This is a genomic window from Paenibacillus sp. BAC0078, from assembly GCF_054483875.1.
This window is the reverse complement of record NZ_JBTLRW010000012.1, coordinates 159,308-182,098: the sequence shown is the minus strand read 5'-3', so window position 1 is coordinate 182,098 and position 22,791 is coordinate 159,308. Positions and strand designations below refer to the sequence as shown.

The 22,791-nt window shown below is 50.8% G+C and carries 21 protein-coding genes; 7 read left to right on the top strand and 14 right to left on the bottom strand.

Features of this window, described 5'->3' with window-relative positions:
- Positions 1-126: 126 nt before the first annotated feature.
- Both tnpA and ACX1DY_RS21465 read left to right on the top strand, forming a co-directional pair.
- The gene (tnpA, locus tag ACX1DY_RS21470) at positions 127-537 is read left to right on the top strand and encodes an IS200/IS605 family transposase (protein WP_458966237.1); all 411 of its coding nucleotides are present in this window, start codon (positions 127-129) and stop codon (positions 535-537) included.
- Positions 534-1,706: an RNA-guided endonuclease InsQ/TnpB family protein gene (locus ACX1DY_RS21465; protein ID WP_458966236.1), complete on the top strand. Its 1,173-nt coding sequence runs from the start codon at positions 534-536 to the stop codon at positions 1,704-1,706. The genes tnpA and ACX1DY_RS21465 overlap by 4 nt, the downstream gene beginning before the upstream one ends.
- A 210-nt stretch (positions 1,707-1,916) precedes the next feature.
- On the opposite strand, the gene ACX1DY_RS21460 is transcribed toward ACX1DY_RS21465, so the two are convergent.
- The 5 genes from ACX1DY_RS21460 to ACX1DY_RS21440 all read right to left on the bottom strand — a co-directional run bounded on the left by ACX1DY_RS21460 (position 1,917) and on the right by ACX1DY_RS21440 (position 6,202).
- On the bottom strand, positions 1,917-2,723 hold the full coding sequence (locus tag ACX1DY_RS21460) for an RnfABCDGE type electron transport complex subunit D (protein WP_458966235.1): 807 nt from the start codon (positions 2,721-2,723) through the stop codon (positions 1,917-1,919).
- On the bottom strand, positions 2,713-3,609 hold the full coding sequence (locus ACX1DY_RS21455; RefSeq protein ID WP_458966234.1) for an FAD:protein FMN transferase: 897 nt from the start codon (positions 3,607-3,609) through the stop codon (positions 2,713-2,715). The genes ACX1DY_RS21460 and ACX1DY_RS21455 overlap by 11 nt, the downstream gene beginning before the upstream one ends.
- A gap of 13 nt (positions 3,610-3,622) precedes the next feature.
- Complete coding sequence (locus ACX1DY_RS21450; protein ID WP_458966233.1) at positions 3,623-4,168, bottom strand: FMN-binding protein; 546 nt, start codon at positions 4,166-4,168, stop codon at positions 3,623-3,625.
- 95 nt (positions 4,169-4,263) lie between these two features.
- Positions 4,264-5,526 carry a sensor histidine kinase gene (locus ACX1DY_RS21445; RefSeq protein ID WP_458966232.1) on the bottom strand — a complete coding sequence of 421 codons (1,263 nt, stop codon included), beginning with the start codon at positions 5,524-5,526 and terminating at the stop codon, positions 4,264-4,266.
- A complete protein-coding gene (locus ACX1DY_RS21440) occupies positions 5,516-6,202 on the bottom strand; it encodes a response regulator transcription factor (protein WP_458966231.1) in 687 nt (228 codons plus the stop codon). Before ACX1DY_RS21440 ends, ACX1DY_RS21445 begins: the two co-directional genes overlap by 11 nt.
- Before the next feature lie 229 nt (positions 6,203-6,431).
- Between ACX1DY_RS21440 and ACX1DY_RS21435 the strand changes: the two genes are divergently transcribed.
- The gene (locus ACX1DY_RS21435) at positions 6,432-7,559 is read left to right on the top strand and encodes a serine hydrolase (RefSeq protein ID WP_458966230.1); all 1,128 of its coding nucleotides are present in this window, start codon (positions 6,432-6,434) and stop codon (positions 7,557-7,559) included.
- A gap of 88 nt (positions 7,560-7,647) precedes the next feature.
- Here the strand turns inward: ACX1DY_RS21435 and ACX1DY_RS21430 are convergent, their stop codons facing one another.
- From ACX1DY_RS21430 to ACX1DY_RS21420, 3 genes are all read right to left on the bottom strand, one after another.
- A complete protein-coding gene (locus ACX1DY_RS21430) occupies positions 7,648-9,327 on the bottom strand; it encodes an extracellular solute-binding protein (RefSeq protein WP_458966229.1) in 1,680 nt (559 codons plus the stop codon).
- Positions 9,328-9,432: 105 nt separating this feature from the next.
- Positions 9,433-11,043 (bottom strand): response regulator transcription factor, encoded by a 1,611-nt coding sequence (locus tag ACX1DY_RS21425; protein WP_458966228.1) that lies wholly within the window; start codon positions 11,041-11,043, stop codon positions 9,433-9,435.
- Positions 11,024-12,868, bottom strand: coding sequence for a sensor histidine kinase (locus ACX1DY_RS21420; RefSeq protein ID WP_458966227.1), 1,845 nt, complete (start codon positions 12,866-12,868; stop codon positions 11,024-11,026). Before ACX1DY_RS21420 ends, ACX1DY_RS21425 begins: the two co-directional genes overlap by 20 nt.
- Before the next feature lie 143 nt (positions 12,869-13,011).
- Here ACX1DY_RS21420 and ACX1DY_RS21415 point away from each other — a divergent pair, with 143 nt between their 5' ends.
- Genes ACX1DY_RS21415 through ACX1DY_RS21405 form a run of 3 tightly spaced genes read left to right on the top strand, consistent with a single transcriptional unit; the run spans position 13,012 to position 15,133 of the window.
- Positions 13,012-13,962: an ABC transporter permease gene (locus ACX1DY_RS21415; RefSeq protein WP_458966226.1), complete on the top strand. Its 951-nt coding sequence runs from the start codon at positions 13,012-13,014 to the stop codon at positions 13,960-13,962.
- A gap of 15 nt (positions 13,963-13,977) precedes the next feature.
- On the top strand, positions 13,978-14,850 hold the full coding sequence (locus tag ACX1DY_RS21410; protein ID WP_458966225.1) for a carbohydrate ABC transporter permease: 873 nt from the start codon (positions 13,978-13,980) through the stop codon (positions 14,848-14,850).
- A gap of 13 nt (positions 14,851-14,863) precedes the next feature.
- Entirely contained in the window at positions 14,864-15,133 is a 270-nt protein-coding gene (locus ACX1DY_RS21405) for a hypothetical protein (RefSeq protein ID WP_458966224.1), read from the top strand.
- On the opposite strand, the gene ACX1DY_RS21400 is transcribed toward ACX1DY_RS21405, so the two are convergent.
- From ACX1DY_RS21400 to ACX1DY_RS21375, 6 genes are all read right to left on the bottom strand, one after another.
- Positions 15,124-15,600, bottom strand: a complete 477-nt coding sequence (locus ACX1DY_RS21400; RefSeq protein ID WP_458966223.1) for a DUF2231 domain-containing protein — start codon at positions 15,598-15,600, stop codon at positions 15,124-15,126. The two genes, ACX1DY_RS21405 and ACX1DY_RS21400, sit on opposite strands and share 10 nt — an antisense overlap.
- A 27-nt stretch (positions 15,601-15,627) precedes the next feature.
- A complete protein-coding gene (locus tag ACX1DY_RS21395) occupies positions 15,628-16,950 on the bottom strand; it encodes a sensor histidine kinase (RefSeq protein WP_458966222.1) in 1,323 nt (440 codons plus the stop codon).
- Positions 16,940-17,635, bottom strand: coding sequence for a response regulator transcription factor (locus tag ACX1DY_RS21390; RefSeq protein WP_458966221.1), 696 nt, complete (start codon positions 17,633-17,635; stop codon positions 16,940-16,942). Before ACX1DY_RS21390 ends, ACX1DY_RS21395 begins: the two co-directional genes overlap by 11 nt.
- Before the next feature lie 132 nt (positions 17,636-17,767).
- A complete protein-coding gene (locus ACX1DY_RS21385) occupies positions 17,768-19,558 on the bottom strand; it encodes a hypothetical protein (RefSeq protein ID WP_458966220.1) in 1,791 nt (596 codons plus the stop codon).
- Positions 19,559-19,606: 48 nt separating this feature from the next.
- Positions 19,607-20,536 carry a hypothetical protein gene (locus ACX1DY_RS21380; protein WP_458966219.1) on the bottom strand — a complete coding sequence of 310 codons (930 nt, stop codon included), beginning with the start codon at positions 20,534-20,536 and terminating at the stop codon, positions 19,607-19,609.
- Positions 20,523-20,675 carry a hypothetical protein gene (locus tag ACX1DY_RS21375; RefSeq protein ID WP_458966218.1) on the bottom strand — a complete coding sequence of 51 codons (153 nt, stop codon included), beginning with the start codon at positions 20,673-20,675 and terminating at the stop codon, positions 20,523-20,525. The genes ACX1DY_RS21380 and ACX1DY_RS21375 overlap by 14 nt, the downstream gene beginning before the upstream one ends.
- Positions 20,676-21,012: 337 nt before the next feature.
- Here ACX1DY_RS21375 and ACX1DY_RS21370 point away from each other — a divergent pair, with 337 nt between their 5' ends.
- Positions 21,013-22,788, top strand: coding sequence for a vWA domain-containing protein (locus ACX1DY_RS21370; protein ID WP_458966251.1), 1,776 nt, complete (start codon positions 21,013-21,015; stop codon positions 22,786-22,788).
- Positions 22,789-22,791 lie beyond the last annotated feature (3 nt).

Below are 22,791 nucleotides of genomic sequence, written 5' to 3'. Positions count from 1 at the left end.
GAAGTCCCCTTCCTCTATATAGGGAGGGGGTGAATATCGGCCAGGTGAAGCCTGGAAGCTCTGATTGCTCTGGTTTATGGTAATTTGATATAATCAGTCTTAGTTAGATATAAGGTTGGTGTATTGATGAAGTTAGACTCAAATAATCATTCAGTGTTCTCCTTAAACTACCATCTCATACTTTGTATCAAATATCGCAGAAAGGTGCTAACGGATGAGATTTCCGAGTATGCAAAAAGCGTTTTTGAACGTATAGGAGCAAACTATCGTATTACGATAAGTGAATGGAATCACGACCACGATCATATTCATGTGCTTTTCAAGGCGCATCCAAACACGGAACTATCCAAATTTATCAACGCCTATAAAAGTGCCAGTTCTCGTCTGATCAAGAAAGATTTCCCCGTTGTAAAAAAGAAATTGTGGAAAGAATATTTCTGGTCGCAAAGCTACTGTCTGATTACCGTAGGCGGCGCACCTCTGGAAGTATTGAAAACCTATATTGAGAATCAAGGGAAGGAGGTGAAAGCGGAGTGATCCGATGTGTCAAAACAGCGTTTCAAACTTCCAAAACTGACCTGGACAGATTGTTTGCGTGTAACCGGATCTCAGCCGAAATCTGGAACCAGTGTCTGTCTATCGCAAAGAACTATTCCCTGCTGCATGATGGGAAATGGATTGGAAAAACAGAACTTCAAGCCGCCCTAAAAAATCAGTTCTCCCTGCATTCACAGTCTGTACAGGCTGTTTGTCATAAATATCTATTTGCCAGAGATAGCGCAAAACAAGCTAAACACCAGGGCCTGAGTACCAAATACCCCTACAAAAACAAGACGAATTTCAACACGAAATGGGTAGGCAAATCGTTCAAAATAGAGGGCAACACGATACAATTAAGTCTGGGTATCCAAAACGGCAAGCGCCAGCGACCGATTCAGATCATCGTTGCCAAGTTGCCGGGTGCCGACGAGATCAAAGAAATCGAACTGGTGTATGACCGAAAACTCATGGTTTCGATTTGCTATGAGGATGGGAATGTGGCAAAGGTAAACGAGAGCAGCGAGGTTGCAGGAGTGGATCTGGGTGAAATCCACTCGATCGCGGCAACGACCACCGCAAACCAGTCGATCATTATCACGGGAAGAAAAGCAAGAAGCATTCATCGGTTTCGAAACAAGAAGCTGGGAGAGATCCAGAAGCTTATGAGCAAATGCCAAAAAGGCAGTCGGCAATGGAAAAAGTACAAGGGAGCCAAAACCTACATACTCAGCAAAAGCGAACGCCAACTCCATGATGTCATTCATAAAACAACCAAACAATTTGTGCAGTGGTGTGCGGAAAATGACGTCAGAGAAGTTGTGATTGGCCAAGTGGAAGGCGTAGAGCGTCATACGAAAAAGAAGAAAAGGAAAATCGTTTCGCAAAAGTTATCCAATTGGAGCTTCGGTAAGATTCGGAAACAACTCAAATACAAACTTGAAAAACATGGAACAAGCGTGAAGTCGATAGATGAAAGCTACACGAGTCAACAATGTCCTTGTTGCGGTAGAAGAAAAAAGACTTCTACAAGAAAGTATACATGTTCGTGCGGCTATAAAGAACATCGGGATGTTCATGGAAGCAAAGGAATTTTGTCCAAGTATCTGTATGGAGAAATCCGATATTTGGGCGAAACGAAATCGATCAAGTATCTACGGATCGCTTAGTTTAGCGAAAAGTAGTAGATGGTGAGTTCCCACCCACTGCAAAAGTGTTGCTTACTGAACCATACCGTTAGATTTCCGCTTCTGGCAGCGAAAGCAAGTAGCCAACCTATTTGTTTGCAGAAAGTAACGGTATGCCTGGTAAGAAACCCCTACTTCTATGCGAAGCGTAAGTAGGGGAGGTTCATCGCCTAAAGTTCAATAGAATATAGATCACGATAACGAAGCTCTCGAGGCCCGTGTATGATAAGAAGGTCTTATTCTTGCATAGTGATAGAGGTTACCGGCAAGCAGCCCTACAAATAAGTAGATCAGACCGCCGAAGTATGCATACACCATAGCTCCCACAACAGCGCTTAGGATACCGAAAATGACTTGATCTTTATATTTGGCTGGTGAGGTAGGCGGGTCCGTAAGCATAAACAGGGCAAAGAACAGGCTGGCATTGATATAAGGAATCCGCAGGGCATCAGTAGCGTCGCCAAACTGGAATATTCCCATGATCAGCAGCAGGACGAAATAGGTGCCGAGAAAGGAAAAGACCAAAGGGAATTTATTCACACGGTTCGTTACCAGATAACCGCCGATCACGGGGAAAATCAAGGTCCAGGCCGGAAGGTCGCCGAAGGCCCCCCACCAGCTCTGTCCGGTTTGAAAGAGCAGGCTGGATAAGAGCAGGCCGAGAGCCGCCGGATTGAAAATGGCCTTTTTCTTATTCACAAACACATATTTCGGCACAATAGCGAGCAGAGAAGTCGCAGCGACAACGAGCCATGAAGCGCTTGTGCTTAAGATCAGAGCGACGATAAGTCCTGTAATGACGGCACTATAGGGCGGGGTTCGTTTCTTTTTGACAAGAGAGGTGCATAGCATGTCAGCGGCTACGGATACACTGACGGCAATGCCTGTGTTGATGATGCCTTTGATATCCATTGATCCGGCTGAAGCCAGCAGTACATAGGCAAGCATGCACAGGATGACGTACCCTTTTGGTGTTTTGAGCCATTGTTTAACTTTCAATGTGTATCCCTCCAAGCGTAACTGTTGTTAAATCGGAAGTGATAAAGATTCCCTTGAGATTCACCTGCTCAATAAACGCTGCCCCGTGCTCCACACCAGACAAGAAGCTGGCTGTCGAGAAGGCGTCCGCCATCATGGCATAAGGGGCAATTACACTGCAGCTAACCATTTCATGCGGCGATTGTTTGCTGCTTGGGTCGATAATATGATGAGTTTCCGGGTGTATGGAGCTTTTGCGTTCATAGCTTCCGGAAGTGCAGATGGCCTCGTTTGAAAGCTCAAGTGTGTGGAGGATTTGTTCCTGATGCACAGGATGCTGAATGCCGATCCTCCACTTGCTCCCGGTTTCATCCAAGCCTCCGGCATACAGGTCGCCGCCGGCATTGACGACAAAACCCTCGAAGGCTTGCAGCTCATGTGCGGCTAAATCAATGGCAAAGCCTTTGGCAACCGCCCCTAGATCAATGACCAGCGGCTTCTGTAAATACAGCGTATGCTTCTCCTCGTCCAGGACAATATCCCGGTAGGAGGCGGAAGCTGAGGTAGAGCTGTGAATTGCTTGCTGAGTTAAATAATGCTCATTGAAACCCAAGTTCTCCAGTGCTTGCCCCACCGTGGGATCAAATGAGCCTTCGGTCAACTCAGCCACCTTCAGGGCAAACTTCAACGGCTCAAACAAAAACGGGCTAACCGGTATAGGGGTCTGAATCTGCCGCGTAGCCTGCATCAGCTCACTATCCGGGCTAAACCGGCTGCAGGCCTGCTCGACCTTGCGAAAGGCTTCGAAGGCCCGATCCAGGGCCGCCTCAGCGGCTTTATCCTGTGATCTGCCGGTAATAACCTGGATCTCCACGGTGGTATCCATAAACAGTTTTATCCTCTTCATGATCTCCCCTCCGTTAAGCGTTCAACGCTTGGTCAAGCGCATTTTGGATAGCGTCCCTAAACGCCCTGGTGCTATAGGTTGCGCCTGATACGTTGTGCACCTTAGCGCTTTGATTCTGTATAATTTCTTGGGGTAAGCCGGCTATATAGTCTTGAGAGTAACGCATTCTGTAATTACTGACTTCTACTCCTGTAATTTTATCGTTCTTAATGCTTACTGCTACCTGAATAGATCCGCGCCGGTTGTTTCCTGCGCCGTAGAAGGTTCCGTTTTTATATTTGCTTTTGACCGCGGGAGCGGGGGTGGCTGTTGCAGTTTTGGGCTTAACCTTAGTGCTGGCCGGTTTGCTGGTTGGCTTGCTTACTTTAACGCTGACCTGACTGCCAGCCGGTTGGCTATCCAGCTTGCTGCCCTGATTGCTGGATGAGCCGCTTACCTGACTGTAGGGTACGGGCTGCTGAATAGCCGCCAGCGTGTCGGTTGAGAAATAGCCTGCAGTGTAGATCGCTCCAATCGCTGCGGAACACAGGATGACCCACTTACTGTTCATCTTTGCCATATGATTAATCCCTCCAATAGAATGCTTGTGTGAATAATTTAAGTATAGGAAGGGATTATTGAAATTTTCTTAAAATGAGCGAGCCGGAGAACAAGCTACAGCTTCTTGGGGAAAATGAGCTGGAATTCTGTCCCGCTCCCCTCCTGGGAGGCGACACGAATCGTCCCTTTATGGGCAAGCACGATCCATTCGGCGATAGACAGGCCAAGACCTGTTCCGCCCTCGGTGCGGGACCGGCTTTTATCCCCGCGATAAAAGCGTTCGAACACATGTGGAAGATCGTCCGGGCTGATTCCGCAGCCGCTGTCTTTCACAAGGACGCGGACAGAGTGGGGGGAATTGTGGCAGCTCAGCTTGATGGAGCCGTCCGGCGGAGTGAACTTCAGCGCATTATCCAATAAAATAATGAATAATTGCCGCAGGCGGTTGTCGTCACCCTCAATTTCGGCAGGCTGGAGCTGGGAATGGATCTGAATGGACTTCGTTTCGGCCAGAAGCTCAAACTGCTCGGTGATCTCTTGGAGAAGAAGATGCAGCGGAACCGGGGCGGCGTGAATCTGGAGCTGGTTGGAATCGGTTCTAGCCAGGGTCAGCAGATCGTCAATCAGCCGGCCCATGCGTTTGCTTTCTTTTAGGATCAGCGCAATGTTCTGGCTCTCCTCTTCAATGGTATGCTGCGGATGACGGAACAACAGCTCGGTACGGGTCTGAATCACGGCAGTTGGCGTGCGCAGTTCATGGGAGGCGTCCGCAACAAACTGCTGCTGCTTGTTCCACGACCGGCGAATCGGCACAAGGGCATGTCCCGCCAGGAAGAAGCCGATGAGTATCGAAAAGAGTACACCTACAGCGCAGCCTATGGCGAGGTCCATACGGAGTGTGTCCAGCATTTTGTTCTCCTCTTCCAGATTTCTGACCACAACCACATAAGCGACATGAGAGTCTGCGGAGAAGCCGGTCGTTCCTCTAGTGGTATTGGCAAAACCCAAAGTCAGATATTCCCCGTTGTCGCCGGTCACTACAGTCCGGGGTGCCCCCCCAGCGGCAGCATCCTTGATTCTCTGGGCCTCTTCACTTGTGAAGCCATGCTTCGGATATTGAATGATCAGCTTTCCTTGCCCGTCCCAGAAGAAATAGGAGGTTCTCCGGTCGGCATCAGGCTCGGGATGATCTTCTTGAAGCATCTGGTCGATGGAAGCGCTTTGCATAGTTTTGGCTGTATTCAGGATAGCTTCATCTGCTTCATGAAATAACCGGTAGCGGAGATGAATATACAAGGCGAAGCCCGATACAAGTAAAATCAATACAAGGACTGCCGAGTTCAGCAGTACCAGCTGGCGGCGGGTTTTACTGAACATGGTCTTCTCCCTTCAGCAAATACCCCACTCCGCGGATAGTCTTCAGATAGAGGTCGCCTCCATAGGGAGCCAGCTTCTTGCGCAAATGGTGGACGTAGACATCCACGGCAGAGGAAGCCGATTCCGAATCGAAACCCCATATCCGTTCAAAAATTTGCTCCCGCGATAAAATCTGATCCTTGTTGCACAGCAAAAATTCCAGCAGCTCATACTCTTTGGGGGTAAGCTTCAGAGCTTCTTCGCGGGCAAAGGCGTCTCTTAAAGAGGAGACCAATTGGATCTCCCCGCATGTCATATTGCCCTCCAGATTAACGGTTCCCCGGCGTCTTAACACGGCTCTTGTTCTGGCCAGCAGCAGGGTGGCAGCAAAGGGCTTGGTCACATAATCATCCGCTCCGGCATCCAGTCCCTTCACAGAGTCCTCGACGCTGTCCTTTGCCGTGAGCATAATGATCGGCGTTGCCACCTGATTCTCCCGCAGCCGCTTGACGATTTGAAGACCGTTCATTCCCGGCAGCATGATATCAAGCACAATAAGATCGAAGCTCCCGTTCTCTGCCAGGTAGAAGCCTTCATCCCCGGTCGAAGCTCCTGTTGCATCAAAGGATTCATTTTCATAGATTTCAAGAATGGCTTCGAGCAATGGAAGATCGTCTTCAACAATTAGTATTTTCATCCGAATCACCTCTGATTTCATTCTGTTTCCATAGTATCAGTTGCGGATTAATTTTTTATTAAAGCCAAGATCAGCTTGACCTTGTATTTGAGATCATTGTTATTTTGGCTGTCGCTGTCTCTTTTTGCCAAAGACATTGATCTGGTGCATACTGATGAAGAGGTGCACGATTATCTGAAATCGTTTCGTCCGCTGGAGCCAAACTGACTAAAACTGAGGATGAGGGGCTATGAAGATCATTTTAATTATTTTGGCTATAGTTTTAATGTTTGTTTTGATAGGTCTGCTACTTGTCTTACTTGCGAAACGCCAAAATAACAAGAAAACAGAAATGGACGTACTGAACTTTTTATTGGAAAATCCGGATAAAGCCTCTTTGTATATGATCAAAAATGGTGTGGAGACAATCAGTTACAACGCAGAATTAAAAATGCCCCTTGCCAGCACTGCGAAAGTGATCATTGCAATTGAGTTTGCCCGCCAGGCAGCCGCCAAAACATTAGACGAACATGAGCTTGTCTCTCTAGAGGAATTAAATAAATTTTATATTCCTGGTTCTGATGGCAACGCTCATCCAAGCTGGATCAAGTCGATCCAGTCAGGTGATACAGAGGTTAATGGAAAAACAACGTTATTTGAAGTCGCTCACGGTATGTTATCACACAGTTCCAATGCCAATACGGAATTTCTTATAGCGAAATTGGGTTTGGAGAAGATAAATGAGAATGTAACGGCACTCTCACTTTCAGCACATGACAAGCTTTTTCCTTTTTCGTCTGCAGGATTAATGTCATCTTATCTTCAAGAGACAGAAAACATAGGATTCAAAGAGTCGATGCAAAAAATAGGGGAGATGAGCTATGAGGAATATATGCAAAAATCCATAGAAATCCATCAGCTGCTGAACAGTAGCCAGGGGACAGCATGTATTCAGAAATGGAACACCAAGCAAAATTATGCGCGAAAGCTGCAATTGCTGGAATCACGAAAGCTTTCCCGCTCAACCACTAAAGAATATGCTCACCTCATGAAGCTCATCCACAAGGAGGAGTTGACTCCTTCTACAATAAATCCAGTTATGAAACGGTTAATTCAGCGGCAAGTAGACCCTTCCAAGTTAAAAGAGCTTGGCAACAAAGGCGGCTCTACCATTTCTGTTCTGACAGAGGCCTTATACTGCACGGATCTGGAAGGCAACGATACTCAACTAGCTATTTTTATTCACGAAGAATCTGGCCTGGATCATATCTGGCTTAAAGAGAAGCTGGATTTGTTTTTATCCAAATTATTAAAGAATGCCGAATTTCAGGATGAGGTAAGCAGGAGATTATCTTACGATATGGAAAAAAGCCCATAGTTATTTCATCCGCAACAAAAAAGAAGTGTCAGCAGCACTAATGACTGCCGGCACTTCTTTTTATATTGCTTACACGCTTGTCACCCAATTATTTTGCCGATACGGATTTGTACCAATCGTTGACTTCCTTCGTGATCTGGTCGCCGCCGTTGGCTTTCCAGTTGGTGACGAATTCGTCAAACGCATCGACCGGCAGCTTGCCGTAGATGATTTTGTTGAAGGTTTCCATTTCGGACTGGCGCAGCAGGTTCCATTTGGAGACCATAGTTGGTGTTGCCGCACCGGTGAAATAGTTTTGCTTGCGGATGTCCTTCTGCGACATAACGATCTTGGCAGCAGCCCAGTTCTCCGGCTTGCGGAACTCAGCCATTTGTTTTTCATAAGGTGTTTCCGGCTTTTGGCCGTCTGCAAGCTTAACAAGTGTTTTCATGTACAGATCAGGAATACGGGCCGGACCGGTCAAGAACGGGAACTCATTGGAGAAGTCTTTGATCTTGTCTTTATCGCTGGTTGGCTGGCCGTCAATGATATCCCAGTCGTAGCCTTTGGCGAAGCCATATTCATATTTGCTGCCTGCGGCGGGGTTAGCGACGTTATCAAGCAAATAGTTGTAATACAGGAAGATAGCTTCCGGGTGCTTGGCATCCTTATTGATCATGATACTGGAGTTGACGCCGGAATTCTGCCATTTGGTGCCGATCTTGCCGTCCGGTCCTGCCGGAATTGGATAGGCTTTGTATTTGGAGCCTTTAACATTCTTGAGCAGGTCGGGAGCAGGCCAGTCCGGTACCCAGTTGGCTCCTGGCAGAATGCCTGCCGTGCCTTTGGTCCAGCTCTCGGCGGATTTGGCTTCATCCCACAGAGCGGAATCGGCATGAATATAACCTTTGTCCATCCATTCCTTCAGCTTCGCAAGAGCCTGCTTGGCGCCTGGGTTGATGGAACCATACTCCAGATTGCCATTCGCATCCTTGTTCCATTGCTCCTCAATGGTGCCGTAAGCTCCAAACAGCCAGTCGAGCGAGCCCATCCAGGTGTTTGTATTATTTTTGAGTGAAATTGCCAGCGGATACACATCTTTGGGAGCCAGACCATCAGGATTCTGGTTCTTGAATTTGTCCATAATGTTCTCTAAATCGGCAATGGTCTTGGGAGCCTGAAGATTCAGCTTCTCCATCCAATCCTCGCGGAGCCACAGCAGGGTATCGTCATTGTCGGTGTATTCCATGATCGGCACATTGTATTTCTTGCCGTCTCTCATGAATGGATACCAGAGCTCAGGGTGTGCTGCCGCATGGTCCTTAAGAATTTTGTTGGCGTATTTGTCGAACAGCTCATCAATCGCAATGAACTGCCCGGAATCAATCAATTGATTGGTCAATACCGGATTGGTAGGCACCGATACGAAATCAGGCAGCTTCTCGCCGGAGGAAATCGCAAGCTGAAGCTTTTGTCTATATTGGTCGTCATTGGCCGGGTACCACGTATCTTTATGTTTGATCCCCAGTGTCTCCAGCATCCAACGGTCGTGTACGTTATTTTCCTTCGTGTCGCCCTGGACATACTTCTTCGGCATCAATACGGCGCTGATCTCAATCGGCGGATCGTATTTGCCTTTGGCGAAGGCGGCATCGGCTTCAGAAGTAGTGGCGCTATTGGAAGCGGCATTGCCTTTTGATGCGTTGTCATTCGACGTTCCGCTGCAGGCTGTCAGTGTGACGAGAGCCGTGACTACGAGAAGCGAGCCTAGCTTGTTGAACTTAACCATTCATCATGTCCCCCTACTGTGTATGATCCTTACATGTGTAACTGTACCAACTTTTTGGGGAGGGCATCTATATGAGTTTCTTAGTTTCGATAGGACTCTATCATGCTATTTCTTCCCGTCTCTGTATTCCTGCGGCGTGACCCCGAATTGGCGTTTAAACACTTTGATAAAATAGGCGGGGTCCATGTATCCAATCTCCGTGCTGATTTCATACACCTTTTTGCCGGTATTCTTCAGCATATGGCAGGCGCGCTCCATGCGCAGGCGTGAGATGTAGTCGCTGATGCCTTCACCCGTTTCGATCTTATAAATTTTGGATAAATGCGTTGGATGCAGATTGACATGGTCCGCCAGAACCCGCAGGGAAACATCGAGATGCAGATTTTTATCCATAAATTCTTGAATTTTTTTCACGTACAGGGAACGGATGTCTTTGATTTCACTTGAGGTTCCCTCTTTGAGCTTGCCAAGCACGCTTAGCGACCACATTCTGAGCTTGTTGATGGAGGAGAAGGCTTCCCCGCTCTGCAGCGCTTCAATGTCCGTACCCAACAGCTTAGCCAGCGTATGGCCATTACGGTGTGCCAGATTGGAAAAAGCGGCGGAGATCAGGAATCCGGCCTCCATGCAGTGCTCCCAGGATTCGGGCCATTTCTCGTCCAGCTCTGCGCATACGGCGAGCAGTTTGGCTTCCGCTGCCTCCCAATGCCCGGATTCCAGTAGATTAATTAAGGAAGGCGGGGTGTACAGAGCGTCCAGCGGCCCTTGCTCCGCCTGCTCATGGGAGTCGCTGACCCGCATAACGAATTCCCGCTCATCCCCGACAATCTGGCGGAAATAGGCCGCAGCCTGGCGGAACCGGTCATGCAGTTGCCCGGGGAACCCGAACCACTCTGTAATGACGATGGAAAGGGAGCCTTTCAGAAATTGCCGCACCTTATACTGAAGCTGCACAGAGAGCTGTTCCAGAAGCTTTTCTCGCCCCAGGTCGGCGGCTTGTTCCTTCAGCTGAAGCAGAAATACAAGGTAGCCATGCTCTTCCTTGACGCCCCAGACCTCCATAAATTCGCCAAAAATCTCTTCAGCCATATTGATGACCGCATATTCAATGAGCGGCTGGCCGTTGTTCTTATATTGGCCAAATTCCTCCTCCAGCCGGACAAGCATCAAGGCGCAGTCTCCACTGCTGAACGGCAGGCCGTAATTGCCAAGCTTGCGCTCCCACTCGTCGGCCGGCATCCGGTGACCCTGCAAGGCATCCAGGAGCAGTTGGCCGCGCAGCAGCGGCAGGTTCTCCCGCAGGGTATATCGGGTCCGCTCCAGAGAGCTGATCAGCTCCCACTCCGCGTTAATTTGTTCAATCGCGGTCTGGACGGCACCCAGCAATTCCTTGTCTGTCGGCGGCTTAAGCAGATAGTCCACAGCGCTGTGCTGGATTGCGGTTTTGGCGAACTCAAAGTCCGAATGCCCGGTTAAAATAATGCATTTGATTTTCTTATCCCGTCTTCGTATCCGTTCGATCAGCTCAAGACCCGTCATTTCCGGCATCTGAATATCAGAGATCACAATATCAATCGGGTTCGTTTCGATGATCTGCAGCGCCTCGGAGGCGGAATAAGCCTTGTGTACTTGTTCGATTCCCAGCGTGTGCCAGGGTTTGGTCATGGACAGGTTATCCACCCAGTGAGCTTCATCGTCAACTATGATCAATTGCATGCTGCAGGTCTCCTTGTAGGTTGGTATTGAACTGATGATCCTCTTCGGCCGGAATTTCCCAGATAATCTCTGTCCGAAATCCTCCCAGCGGTGATTCCTTGAAATGCAGAGAGGAGTTATTACCGAACTGGTGCATGATCCGCTGATTCGTATTCCAGAGGCCGCAGCCCATTTCTTCCCGCAGCGGCTCCCGCATTTTGCGGTTTAACGCTTCCTGCTGCTCCGGGCTGAGGCCCGGACCATCGTCGTCAACATATACCCGGCAGCAGCCGCCGGAGATTTCGCCGCTGATCCTGATTTCACCTGAGGTGTAAGACTTTCCGACCCCATGAATCACGGAGTTCTCCACAATCGGCTGCAGCAAAAGGCGTGGTATGGACTGCTTCAGCATCTCCTTGGGGATATCAATGTGATATTCAATTCGTCCGTTGCGCAGCTTCTGAATATCCAGATAATTGACGAGCAGCTTCACTTCATCGTCCAAGGTGGCCGTATCCCGTTCCATCCGGGTAGTGTAACGGTAGTAAGCGCTTAAATTGTAGGCCATTGACACAACGGCTTCCTCATCCTTCATTTGGGCCATATTGATAATATAACCAAGGCAATTGTAGAGGAAATGCGGATTGATCTGCGCCTGAAGCTGCTTCAGGGTAGCTTCCCGGGCGCGGATTTTTTCGTTGAAGACATTCTCGATCAGGTCCTGAATCTGATGGGACATATCATTGAACCGGTGGAAGAGGAACGAGAACTCGTTCTGATCCCGGGTGTGAAGACGTACGGAATAGTCGCCCCGCTGTACACGCCGCAGTCCTTTGATCAGCTTCATGATTGGCCGTTGAACGTTCCGGTACAGCAGAATGGATGCGGAGATTCCCACGACAAACAGCAGCAGCATGGATACATAGAATAGATCGCGGCTAACCGAGATCGGCCCGAGAATGCGGTCCAGCGGAACAATGTCAACCAGATACCAGTCCAGATAAGAGGATTTGACCGAGCTGACCAGATAATTTTTATTCTCCAGATTAACCACATGCTGCGTGCTGCTGTCCGGCGAATGCTCATCCAGATAAGTGATCAGTTCTCCGGTTAGCTGCTGGTCCGCACTGCGGTTCAGAATCGGCACATCGCCTTTATGATAAAAAAACGGGTCGCCTTGCCCCCCTGACTTGTAAGTGTCCAGCATGTTCTGGATATTCTGATAGCTGAAGCTGGCTTCAACTACCAAGTCGCTTCCCGTAAATGTCCCCTGCGGGGCAATAGAATCGGTATAGAACCAGTAAAAAGCCTTGGATTGGCCGGAAGTCCCGTCCCCGCCGTCGCTGTATGTCCATTTGCCGCTCATATTTTTTTTCAAATAGTTTTCATCGTATCCAGTCGGTTTGTCGTAATTGGAGATGACATCCTTGTTCAACTGGGAGTATACAGCGTACCTGGCCGGCCAGATATCCGTCACCCCGGACTGGAGCATCATTTTTTCCTGAATGACATAACGGGTCTGCATATGGTCGTAACGGTCCTCCCACATGTTGAGGCCGTTGAATTTACGGACATTCGGATCTTTCGAGAACACCAGGCTGAAATCCATCATCTGGTTGATCCGCGAATCAATCTGACTGGACAAAAAAGTGAGCTGTTTCGTATTGGACTCCTGCAGCTCTTTACTTACCACATCAAAGGTAACGTCATTTGAATACGTATACAGGATGATGATCGGCACGAACAGCACAATAATAAGACTGTTCATTTTGGCAAACAAACTAAACCTGCTCCACCTGGTCCAGGCCTTTTCTGTGACAAACGTGTAAGCTTTTCTTAGACCCATCCTTGTCCCCCCCAGACGATGCCCCTAATAAATCCCTATGCGAGCCTAACAAAGTAATATATAAAACCTCAAAAATGCTTGCTACTATTTATAACAGAGATTCATACAACACACAAAATTTTTTTTTGAAAGCGGGAGAAGCGATGGAAGCTAACACTATACAGCAGGTGAATCCTGGGAAGAAGCCGCGTACATCGGGGAAAAAAGGGTATAAGCAGCCGTGGATGCTTCACTTTATGGTGCTGCCGGCGGCAGTTATGGTGTTTATATTTTCTTATATTCCTATGGGCGGAATTATTATGGCCTTTCAGGATTATAAGCCGGCGCTCGGATTCGTAGATTCTCCTTGGGTGGGGCTCAAACATTTCGAATATATGTGGCAGAATGATTATTTCCTGCAAATTACGTGGAATACGCTGTTCTTCGCCTGCTCCAAAATGGTGATGAACCTGATTATCCCGTTCTTCTTCGCTTTACTGCTGAATGAGGTCAGAAAAATGGCGCTCAAAAGAACGATCCAGACGCTTGTCTATCTGCCGCACTTTTTATCCTGGGTTACCCTTTCGGGAATCCTGATTGATATGCTTGCCCAGACAGGGCTTATCAACCAGTTCATCTCCAGTGTGTTCGGCATTAAGCCGATTTTCTTCCTGGGCGACGGCAACTGGTTCCGGTTCACGATTATTGCGAGCGATGTGTGGAAGGAATTCGGCTTCAACATGATCATCTTCCTGGCGGCGCTTTCCGGCATTAATCCCGCGCTGTATGAAGCGGCGGAGGTGGATGGGGCAGGGCGCTGGAAGCAGACGATCTACATTACCATTCCGGCCCTGATCCCGATTGCGATCGTTGTTGCAACGCTGGCGCTGGGCAATGTGCTGAACGCGAACTTTGACCAGGTGTTCAACCTGTACAGTCCTTTGATCTATCAGCAGGGCGATATTATTGACACGTTCGTATACAGAGAGGGGCTCCTCAGCGGGCAGTTCAGCTTTGCTACAGCGGTGAATCTGTTCAAATCGGCGATAAGCCTAATCTTGATCGTGATCTCCTACAGACTGGCTTACCGGTTTGCCGGATACAGAATCTTTTAGAAGGGATGACCGCTTATGTATCACAAAACAGTACCTTACCGCATATTCAGCGTTATCAATAATGTCTTCCTTACGGTGATTTCCGTGCTCTGTCTGCTTCCGCTGTATCATCTGCTGATGGTATCGCTCAGTGCATCCGCCCCGGCCAATGCCGGGCTGGTGACCTTTTGGCCCATCGGGTTCACCTTTGAGGCCTATGCCAAGACGTTTGACAACGCCAACTTTCTCTCCGCCTTGTGGGTGTCTATCGAGCGGACGGTGCTGGGAACGGCGATGGCCTTGGTGGTGAATACCATTGCTGCATACGCGCTCTCTAAGGAATCCCATGTGTTTCGGGCACGTAATATTTATCTGTGGTACTTTGTCGTTACCATGCTGTTCAGCGGCGGTCTGATTCCCGGCTACCTTCTGATTCTGAAGCTTGGACTAATGGATTCCCTGATGGCGCTGATCCTTCCGGGTCTGGTGGCTGTCTTCAATATCATCCTGCTGCTGAATTTCTTCCGCACAGTGCCTAAAGATCTCGAAGAAGCGGCCTTTATTGACGGGGCGGGGCAGTTCCGCACCTTCTACAGCGTATATTTGCCGGTGTCCTTGCCGGTACTGGCCACGGTATCCTTGTTCATTATGGTCGGACATTGGAACTCGTATTTCGACGGGATTATCTATATCAAGGATGCTTCAAAACTCCCGCTGGCGACCTTTATGCAGACGATCATCGTGCAGGCAGATATGTCGAAGCTTGATCCGGCCGCTGTAGCCAATCTGTCGCAGCGCACCATCCGGGCGTCGCAGATTTTCATAAGCGCTCTGCCGATTTTGCTGGTGTATCCGTTCTTGCAGCGGTATTTCGTAACCGGGATTGTTGTGGGGGCGGTAAAAGAGTAGGCGATCTGCGGCAGTGTCTGCCGCTGAAGGCACGCATAAAGAAGCCGATGTTCCCCTTCACAGGGGCGCATCGGCTTCTTTGTTATACGGCCGGTATCGGCCGAAGGCTGGGCGTTTGGCTGGAAACAACGGCAGAAATGCCGTTGTTGGAGCTGCGCCCGGCGGTTTGGCTGGAAACAACGGCAGAAATGCCGTTGTTGGAGCTACGCCCGGCGATTTGGCTGGAAACAACGGCAGAAATGCCGTTGTTAGGGCTGCGCCGTGCAGTTCTACTTACTTATGATCCCCCTGCACAGGAGGATTGACCGCAGCGCCGTGGGCTGATACGCCTACGCCGTCTGTGTATACCATTTTGCCGCCGTAATATCCGGTTCCGAGCACAAGTCCGCAGGAGGCAAGGGCAACGACCAAATACAGCACCAGCGGAGCTTTTACGAAAGCCCGTTTGCCTTTCCAGTACATCAACAATCTCCATACAACGAGCAGGGAGACTGCCCAGGCGGTTAGTGTTGCAAGCGTGTCATGAGCCTCAAAGAAAGAAGTTACTCCGCGGGCATCATCCTCCGGTCCGGTCGCGATTGCGATCCAAGCTCCTACAGCGGCAAGAAGCCACATCCACAGTCCCGCCGCAGGCTGCAAAGAACGTTTCTTCACGGCGACCACTGCATCATAGCAAAACGCGACAAGGATCAGGGCGATTGGGAAATGCACGACAATGGGATGGATGTGTTTAAAGACTTCAGTAAGCATAGCAAAACCTCCTAATGGTCAAAGTGGTTATCTAAGTGTGCGTTTGGCTTCAGGGAGGATGACGGTAAAGGTGCTTCCCTGCTGAAGAACGCTTGTTACCATAATTCTGCCGCCGTGCCTGCCGACAATTTCAGAAGCAATGGCAAGTCCCAGTCCGGTGCCGCCATGCTCTCTTGTACGGGCCTGGTCTACACGGTAGAACCGTTCGAACAAATGGGGAATATCCTCTTCGGGAATTCCGCAGCCCGTATCCTGAACGGATAGGCTCAGGGTATCGTTATCATTCCGGGTGATCCCCAGCGTAACTGTCCCCCCTTCTGCCGAGTATTTAATCGCATTATCCAAAAGAATATACAGCACCTGGTCAATCTGCTCGCTGTCCCCCATACAGGTAAAGGCTTCTAACGGGTTCCCCAGGTTCAACTGCAGATGTATGTTTTTCTCATTTGCCATTAATTGCATTCGCGCGGCAGCGAATGAAAGACTGCGCTGCAGGTCGAAGGCCTCCTGTCTCATGGACTGTAGAGGTGAATCATTTCTGGCCAGCGTAAGCAATTGTCCGGTCAAAGTGGTCATGCGCGCTATTTCTTCCTTCATATCCTGAAGCACGGTCTGATGGACCGGCGACAGCTTGTGCCGCTCTTCTTCCAGAATGTCCACGGACAGTTGAAGGACGCTTAAGGGTGTCCTTAGCTCATGTGAGGCGAAAGCCGTGAATTTTTGCTGCCTCGTAAATGCATGATTGACGGGAAGCATGGCATGACCGGCCAGCACATACCCGAGGACTGTAGCCGCCGCCAGCAGAAGAACGGTGATTGCGATGAGGAGTAGCTTCATCTCTTTCAATAAATGCTCCTGCTTGGTAACATCTTCCCCGATAAGCAGCGTGTGACTGCTTGCATCGCCGGTCGCGACCCGCAGTACCGCATAAACCGTCTGATTGTTGCCGGATGTACTGCTTAAATGAAGGTAGCTTTTATCGCTATAGGCATCCAGTTGCTGCTGAAAGGAAGGCATGAGCAGCGGGTTGGCGCCCTCAGACGAATGAGCCGAGATTGTCCAAGCGGGGCCGGCAATGACAACAAATTGGTCACTCTGCAGATACTCCCATTCCATTCGGCGGCTATTCGCCTGGTGCTGCTCCCGGACTTCCTCCGCATCCTGGGGATGGGGGGATTGATTAAGCCATTCGGCCACGGCCTTTTGTCCGGCTGATTCAAGATTGTGGCGCTCATCCCTGTGAACCACATCCGATAATACCCAGTAGAAGGAAACTGCCATGATGAGCAGAATTAACCCAATCATGGTGCTGTAAAAGACGGTTAATTGCTTGCGGGTATTAGGAATCATCCTGCTCAACTCCGGTATCCACCAGACGGTAGCCTCTTCCGTGCACACTTCGGATCAGCTTCACAGGGAAGGGGTCGTCTATTTTTTTCCGCAGCAGCTTGATCACGGCATCCACCGCATTCAAGGTCACATCGGCATCATTGCCCCACACATAATTAAGAATCCGCTCCCGGGAGAGCACCTCATCCGGATGCCGGGCCAAGAACTCCAAAAGCTGAAACTCGCGATTGGTCAGCAGGCAGGAGACGCCTTCACGTTCTGCCTCCTGCGTGGCCGGACTCAGCCGCAGGCCGCTGACCTCATACGTTTCCACATAGCCCCGGATTGGCTTTCTGCGGTCCAGTGAGGTGATGCGGGCCAACAATTCTTCAAAGGCGAAAGGCTTGATCATATAATCGTCGGCCCCCGTCAGCAGCCCGCTGACACGGTCTTCTACCTCGCCGCGTGCGGTCAGCATCAGGATGGCTGTGTTGTCGTTATGGCGCCGCCGCTGGCTGCATAGCTCAAGGCCCGTTTTGCCGGGAAGCATCCAATCCAGGATGTACAGATCGAATTCCGCAGTGGAAAAGAACAGCTCCGCTTCATCCGAATTGCGTGCCCATTCCGTCAAGTGCCCCGCAAGCTGCAGCTTGTACTGGATCATATATCCAAGCTTGGTGTCGTCCTCGACCAATAGAATCCGCATATTTGCCTCCTCTGCAGTGCTTATATGGCTCATTATAGCCCGTAAAAATGAAAAAATAATGAAATCATTACGGCAGACAAAAAAAGGCAGCGGGTGCATCACTCCGCTGCCATTTCCTATTACTGCTTGGTCTTAAGGGGTTAGACTCAGACTCCCCACTGTCTCTACGACAAAAACAGGCACGTATTGCTCTCCGGCGTCAGTCTCCGCGTAGTCGTAGCCATTCTGGAACTGTCCGGTGGCCAGCGCCAGGCCGGTTGTCTGGCCGACATTACCCTGAAGCACAATATAACGCCCGCCTGAATTGGACACGGCTCTTCCGGCGGAATCGATATAAATATCGAGCTTCAAGGAGACCTTTTCAAAGGGGTGAAGCTCCAGATCAGCGGCTTCAATCACCGGATACTCCTGGTAGATTTCGGAGAATTGGTAGCTGCCGTTCGTCTGGCGGTACACCGCTGTCTGTCCGTTAACGCCATCGCCTGTATCGGCATTCATTACGCGGATAGAACCGTCGCCTGCCTGCAGCTCGTACCCGCTGCCGGCAAAGGAGAAGAGCGGGGATATGCCTTCAGGCTTGATCGTATAGGCGTTAAAAGCGGTCCGCCCATCTTCGCGGCTGCCTTGAGCCACCACAACCGGGAACTTGAAGTAGGCGGACAACGAGTCATCAAAAGCAAATCTGCTAAGAGCTTCATAGCCTGGAATAATATCTCCGGTCCGTGTGGAGACCGTACCATCACCCTTCATATCCGCATAATACAGGCGTCCGCTGCTGTCTGTTCCGGCCACGGCAAGCTTCGCGCCGTAACGTCCGCTGACGGAGACTACATGCGTATATTTGCCCGGCTCCTCGCCGCCGGGAAGCAGACGGACCGGCTCGGCGGTGTTCCAAGCGGCCTGTGCGGCGGCTATTTCCGCCGCCGTATTCTGAAGCGGGGACAGGTCCCCGTAGAGCCGGATCGCTTCCGCGTATTGACCGCCCCGGACCATCCGCGCAGCGCTTCGGAGCAGCTTCGCGGTGCTGCTGTCAATCAGGGACAGCACCTTGGAGGAGGCCAGGCCAGCCGACGCGGCGTATTTACGGTAAGCCACGGCATGCCCGGAGAAGGCGGCAATACGCTCAGCGTCGACATCCTTGTGGAGGATTGTCTTCGCGCTATCCTCTGCCTGCTGTCTCACCCAAGGCGCATTGTAGCTGTGGCTGCTGTACGCTTCCGTCAGAGACAAGGCATTGTCCAGCAGGAGACTGAAGCTGCCGGCTGCCGCCAGAGCTGTGAGCCTGGCGGTATCATGGGCCTTGAACTTTGCGGCGAGCAGTTCTTCTTTATTCTTCGCACTTCCATAATATGTATCGGGAATCCGCAGCAGGTTCCATTTGAAGCTGTCGCTATCGGCATCGGTACTGCCGCTGCTTGCTCCGCTCTGGCTCGCCGCAAGCCCGGCAAGAAACTGTGCCTTGAACTGCTGGAATCCTGCGGTTAGCCGGTCTGAAATGCCTGAATCAGCCGATAAGCGGCGATAATAGGACTCATAGGGTCCGCCTGATATCATATATTGGCTTTTCAGGCTGAACAGGGAGGCGTAGCTCTCCATAAATCCGGTGAAATTGTTAGTGGTCAACTGATCCTCTATCATTAATACCAATGTGTCCAGCCTGCTGCGAATAGTTGTGATCGGAGCCAGCTCCTGCAGCCTTGAGGCAATCACATCTTCCTTGTACATAATGGAAGAATTCGCGCCTGCCAGGCGGAACTGTTTCTCGGCGGCAATCAGGTCTCCGGCGGCGTACAGCCGCTCAGCCTCCCGGACAGCTGCAATCTTGCTGTCGAGCCGCAGAACCTTCTGCCCCAGAAGCACCAGCATTACTGTACACAGAATGATCATAATATTGCGCAGGGATATGGCTTGTTTGAACGTCATATTATAATAGCCCCTTCGTTCAATATTAGGCTGCTTTCCATACAATAGTTAAAAATCCGGGTCCCAGCGGTATTTGACCTCACGGACCTCCGCCACCCTAAGATCAAGTCCGTTCCAGGCCTCGTAGGGACTGGCGGTGATCATTTTGGATAAGCGCAGAAAACGGTCCCTGGGCAGTTCCTCCAGGTATCTTCCGATCATACCGGAATAGAGCAGCGCGTAACGCTTCAGACGTACAGCCGCTCCGGCGACGCCGGCCAGAATGGCAACGCCGTTGTTCATCTCGAGAATTTGCACCTCGTAGGCTTTGACATAGCGCAGTGTGCGGTCCTTGATAAGGTCGGGCCGCACCTTGGCAATCTCGCCGATATATTCAGCGAGCAGCGGCTCGAAATCCTTGAGCAGCAGCTGCTCAAGCTCCAGGTACATGTCCTTGCGGAGCTGAAAGCCGTGCAGCAGGGCAACACGCTGGCGGGCGATCCGGTCGCCGCGCAGCAGGACGGAGATTTCGCGCAGCTTCTCATAAGCCAGCACATCATTTTCACGGAGTACGGAGACTGCCTCCTGGCGGTTGATCTCCAGCCCATCCCAGATTCTGTCGATGCTCTTGCCAAGCAGCTCGTTCAGCGCGTACAGATTTTCGTTCTGCCGCACTTTGCGCTGCGTATAGTAGAACAATCCGGCCAGCACAATGCCGCCGGCGCCGCACAGCACCATCTGCTCCAGGCTTTGGCCGAAATAGACCGAGCCCAGGGTGAGCAGAAGGATGAACAGGAGCCGGGTCTGCATTTTGCGTCCGGCAAGGGATGCGGCCTGCTTCTCTACCGGAATCAGCGAGGCGCTGCCGCATTTGCCGCACCGTTCTTCACCGAGCGCGGTATAACGGCCGCAGCGGCGGCAGATGCGCAGCTTGTCAGTGACATAACGCGGGGCCTTGAAGGGCCGGAAGGTAACGGGCTTCTTCTTATTTACGGGCATGGTCTCCTCCGTTCAGTGCGGCCAGCAGCCGCTCGTCGATGTCATCACGGGTAAGCGGCTTGCGCCTGCGTGAAGCATAAATGAGAATCTGAATGACGGCATAGAGAAACGTAATCCCGAGAATGACGTATGAAATCATGGAACTCTTCCTTTCTTCTTGGAAGCATGGCCTACCGGGATGCCGGACAAACGCCGGAAGCTTTTGGCTGCAATCAGTCGGCGCTTTTTTTACCGAACGTTCAGAAACGCGGCTTATACTTAATTGATGAACGCGTGCTAGAATGTCCATGTCATCGTTCCGGTCCCGGTCCTGCGGTCCTAAAGTTGAAGTTTACAAGGTTTAATTATATCATAATGGCATGCTATTGACAGAATTTAGCTATGCTGCCGGCCCTGTCACAGGAGCCGAATTTAATACAAGAGGAGCCCTATTTATGCTTCGTACACAGCTTCGTATTTCAAGTACATCCAAGAACATGCTGCGGCGTATTCTGCCGCTGCTGCTGATGCTGTGCATCACCGCCGCCCCGTTTGCGGCCGGAAGAGCCAGCGCGGCATCACCGGCGCCATCCCACATTGATGCTGTACTGCTGATTGATGTCAGCAACTCCATGAATAAGAGTGATAAGAACAAGATCGCGAATGAAGCGATGAAAATGTTCATAGATATGCTGTCCGCGCAAGGAGATAAGGTCGGCATTGTTGCCTATACCGACAAGGTGCAGCGGGAGAAGGCACTGCTGCAGATCGGCTCTGCGAGCGACAAGCAGGATTTGAAGGATTTCATTGACGGCCTTGACCGTGGAGCGTATACGGACATTGCCGTCGGCATGGAAGAGGCCGTGAAGGTGCTGGAGAACGGCAGTGATAAGACCCATGAGCCGATGATCGTCATGCTGGCGGACGGCAACAATGACCTCAATGAAGCAAGCGGCCGCACCCAGAGCCAGTCCGATCAGGAGCTGGACGCTGCGGTGAACACCGCCAAGCAGAAGGGTTATCCGGTCTATACGATAGGACTCAACGCCGACGGCAAGCTGAACAAAGAGATTCTGGCCGGGCTGTCTGACAAGACCGGAGGCAAGACCTTCGTAACGGATTCAGCGGATGATCTGCCGCAGATTCTCAGCGAGATTTTTGCCAGCCATTTGAAGCTGAAGATTGTGCCAGTGCAGTCCATTACGGCGAACGGAAGCTATCAGGACGTTACGGTAAATGTTCCCAACAGCAGCGTGCTGGAGGCTAATATCTCGATCATGTCCGCAAAGCCTGTTACCGCCAAGCTGACTGACCCCTCCGGCAAAGAAGTGGCTATTCCATCAAGCAATGTCCTGCTCTCCAAATCCAGCACCTACAGCCTGATCAAGCTGCTGTCGCCAGCGCAGGGGGACTGGAAGCTTCAGGTGAAGGGCGTGCCGAAAGACAAGATTGATATCAATCTCGTATTTAACTATGATCTGGAGCTTAAGCTTGATGCCTTACCGTCCAAGACCTACAAGAAGGGTGATACCATAGACATCTCCTCACACCTGTTCAGCAATGGAGCTCAGGTAACGCTCAGCAATTTGTATCAAGATATGAAGGCGGTGCTGCTGGCTACGGATGTGGATACGGGGAAGGTGCAGGAGCTTCCGATGGATAACTCCGGCGCGGAGTTCAAGGGCTCTTTCAAGATTGCAGAGAGCCATAATTATGAGCTGAAGGTGCGTGCGGAGGAGAGCAGCTTTTACCGTGAGAGCGATGTGCTCAAGATCAATGCCAAGACGGGAGCGGTGGCCACAAGCCCGGCTTCGGGAACGAGCGGCACTGAGCCTGCGCTAGAGCAGCCTGCCTCCAATACGCTCTACTATATTATTGGTGGTATCGTGCTGGTGCTGGCGGCGGGTGTGGTGCTGTGGCTGATGCGCCAGAAATCAAACCGCGGCTTTGTAGGGCAAATGGTGGTGGAGGTGCTTGACGGCAACACCGGCGAGAAGACCTATCCACAGTACAAGAAGCTCTCGGCCTTCCGTGGCAAGTTCACGCTTCATCAACTGCTGCAGCTCGCGCCGGAGCTGAAGGAAAGCGAGAAGCTTGTATTCACTCCGGGCAACAACGACCGGCTGCTGCTGCGCGGAGGCGAGGGGCTCTCAGTTGAGAGATCCGGACGTACTGCCGATACCTCGCGCGGCCTGGAGCTGAAGAGCGGCGACCGTATTTCCGTGGCGCTGGGAACCGTAGATAAGACGATTCTATTGGAGTATTTGATATAAGGG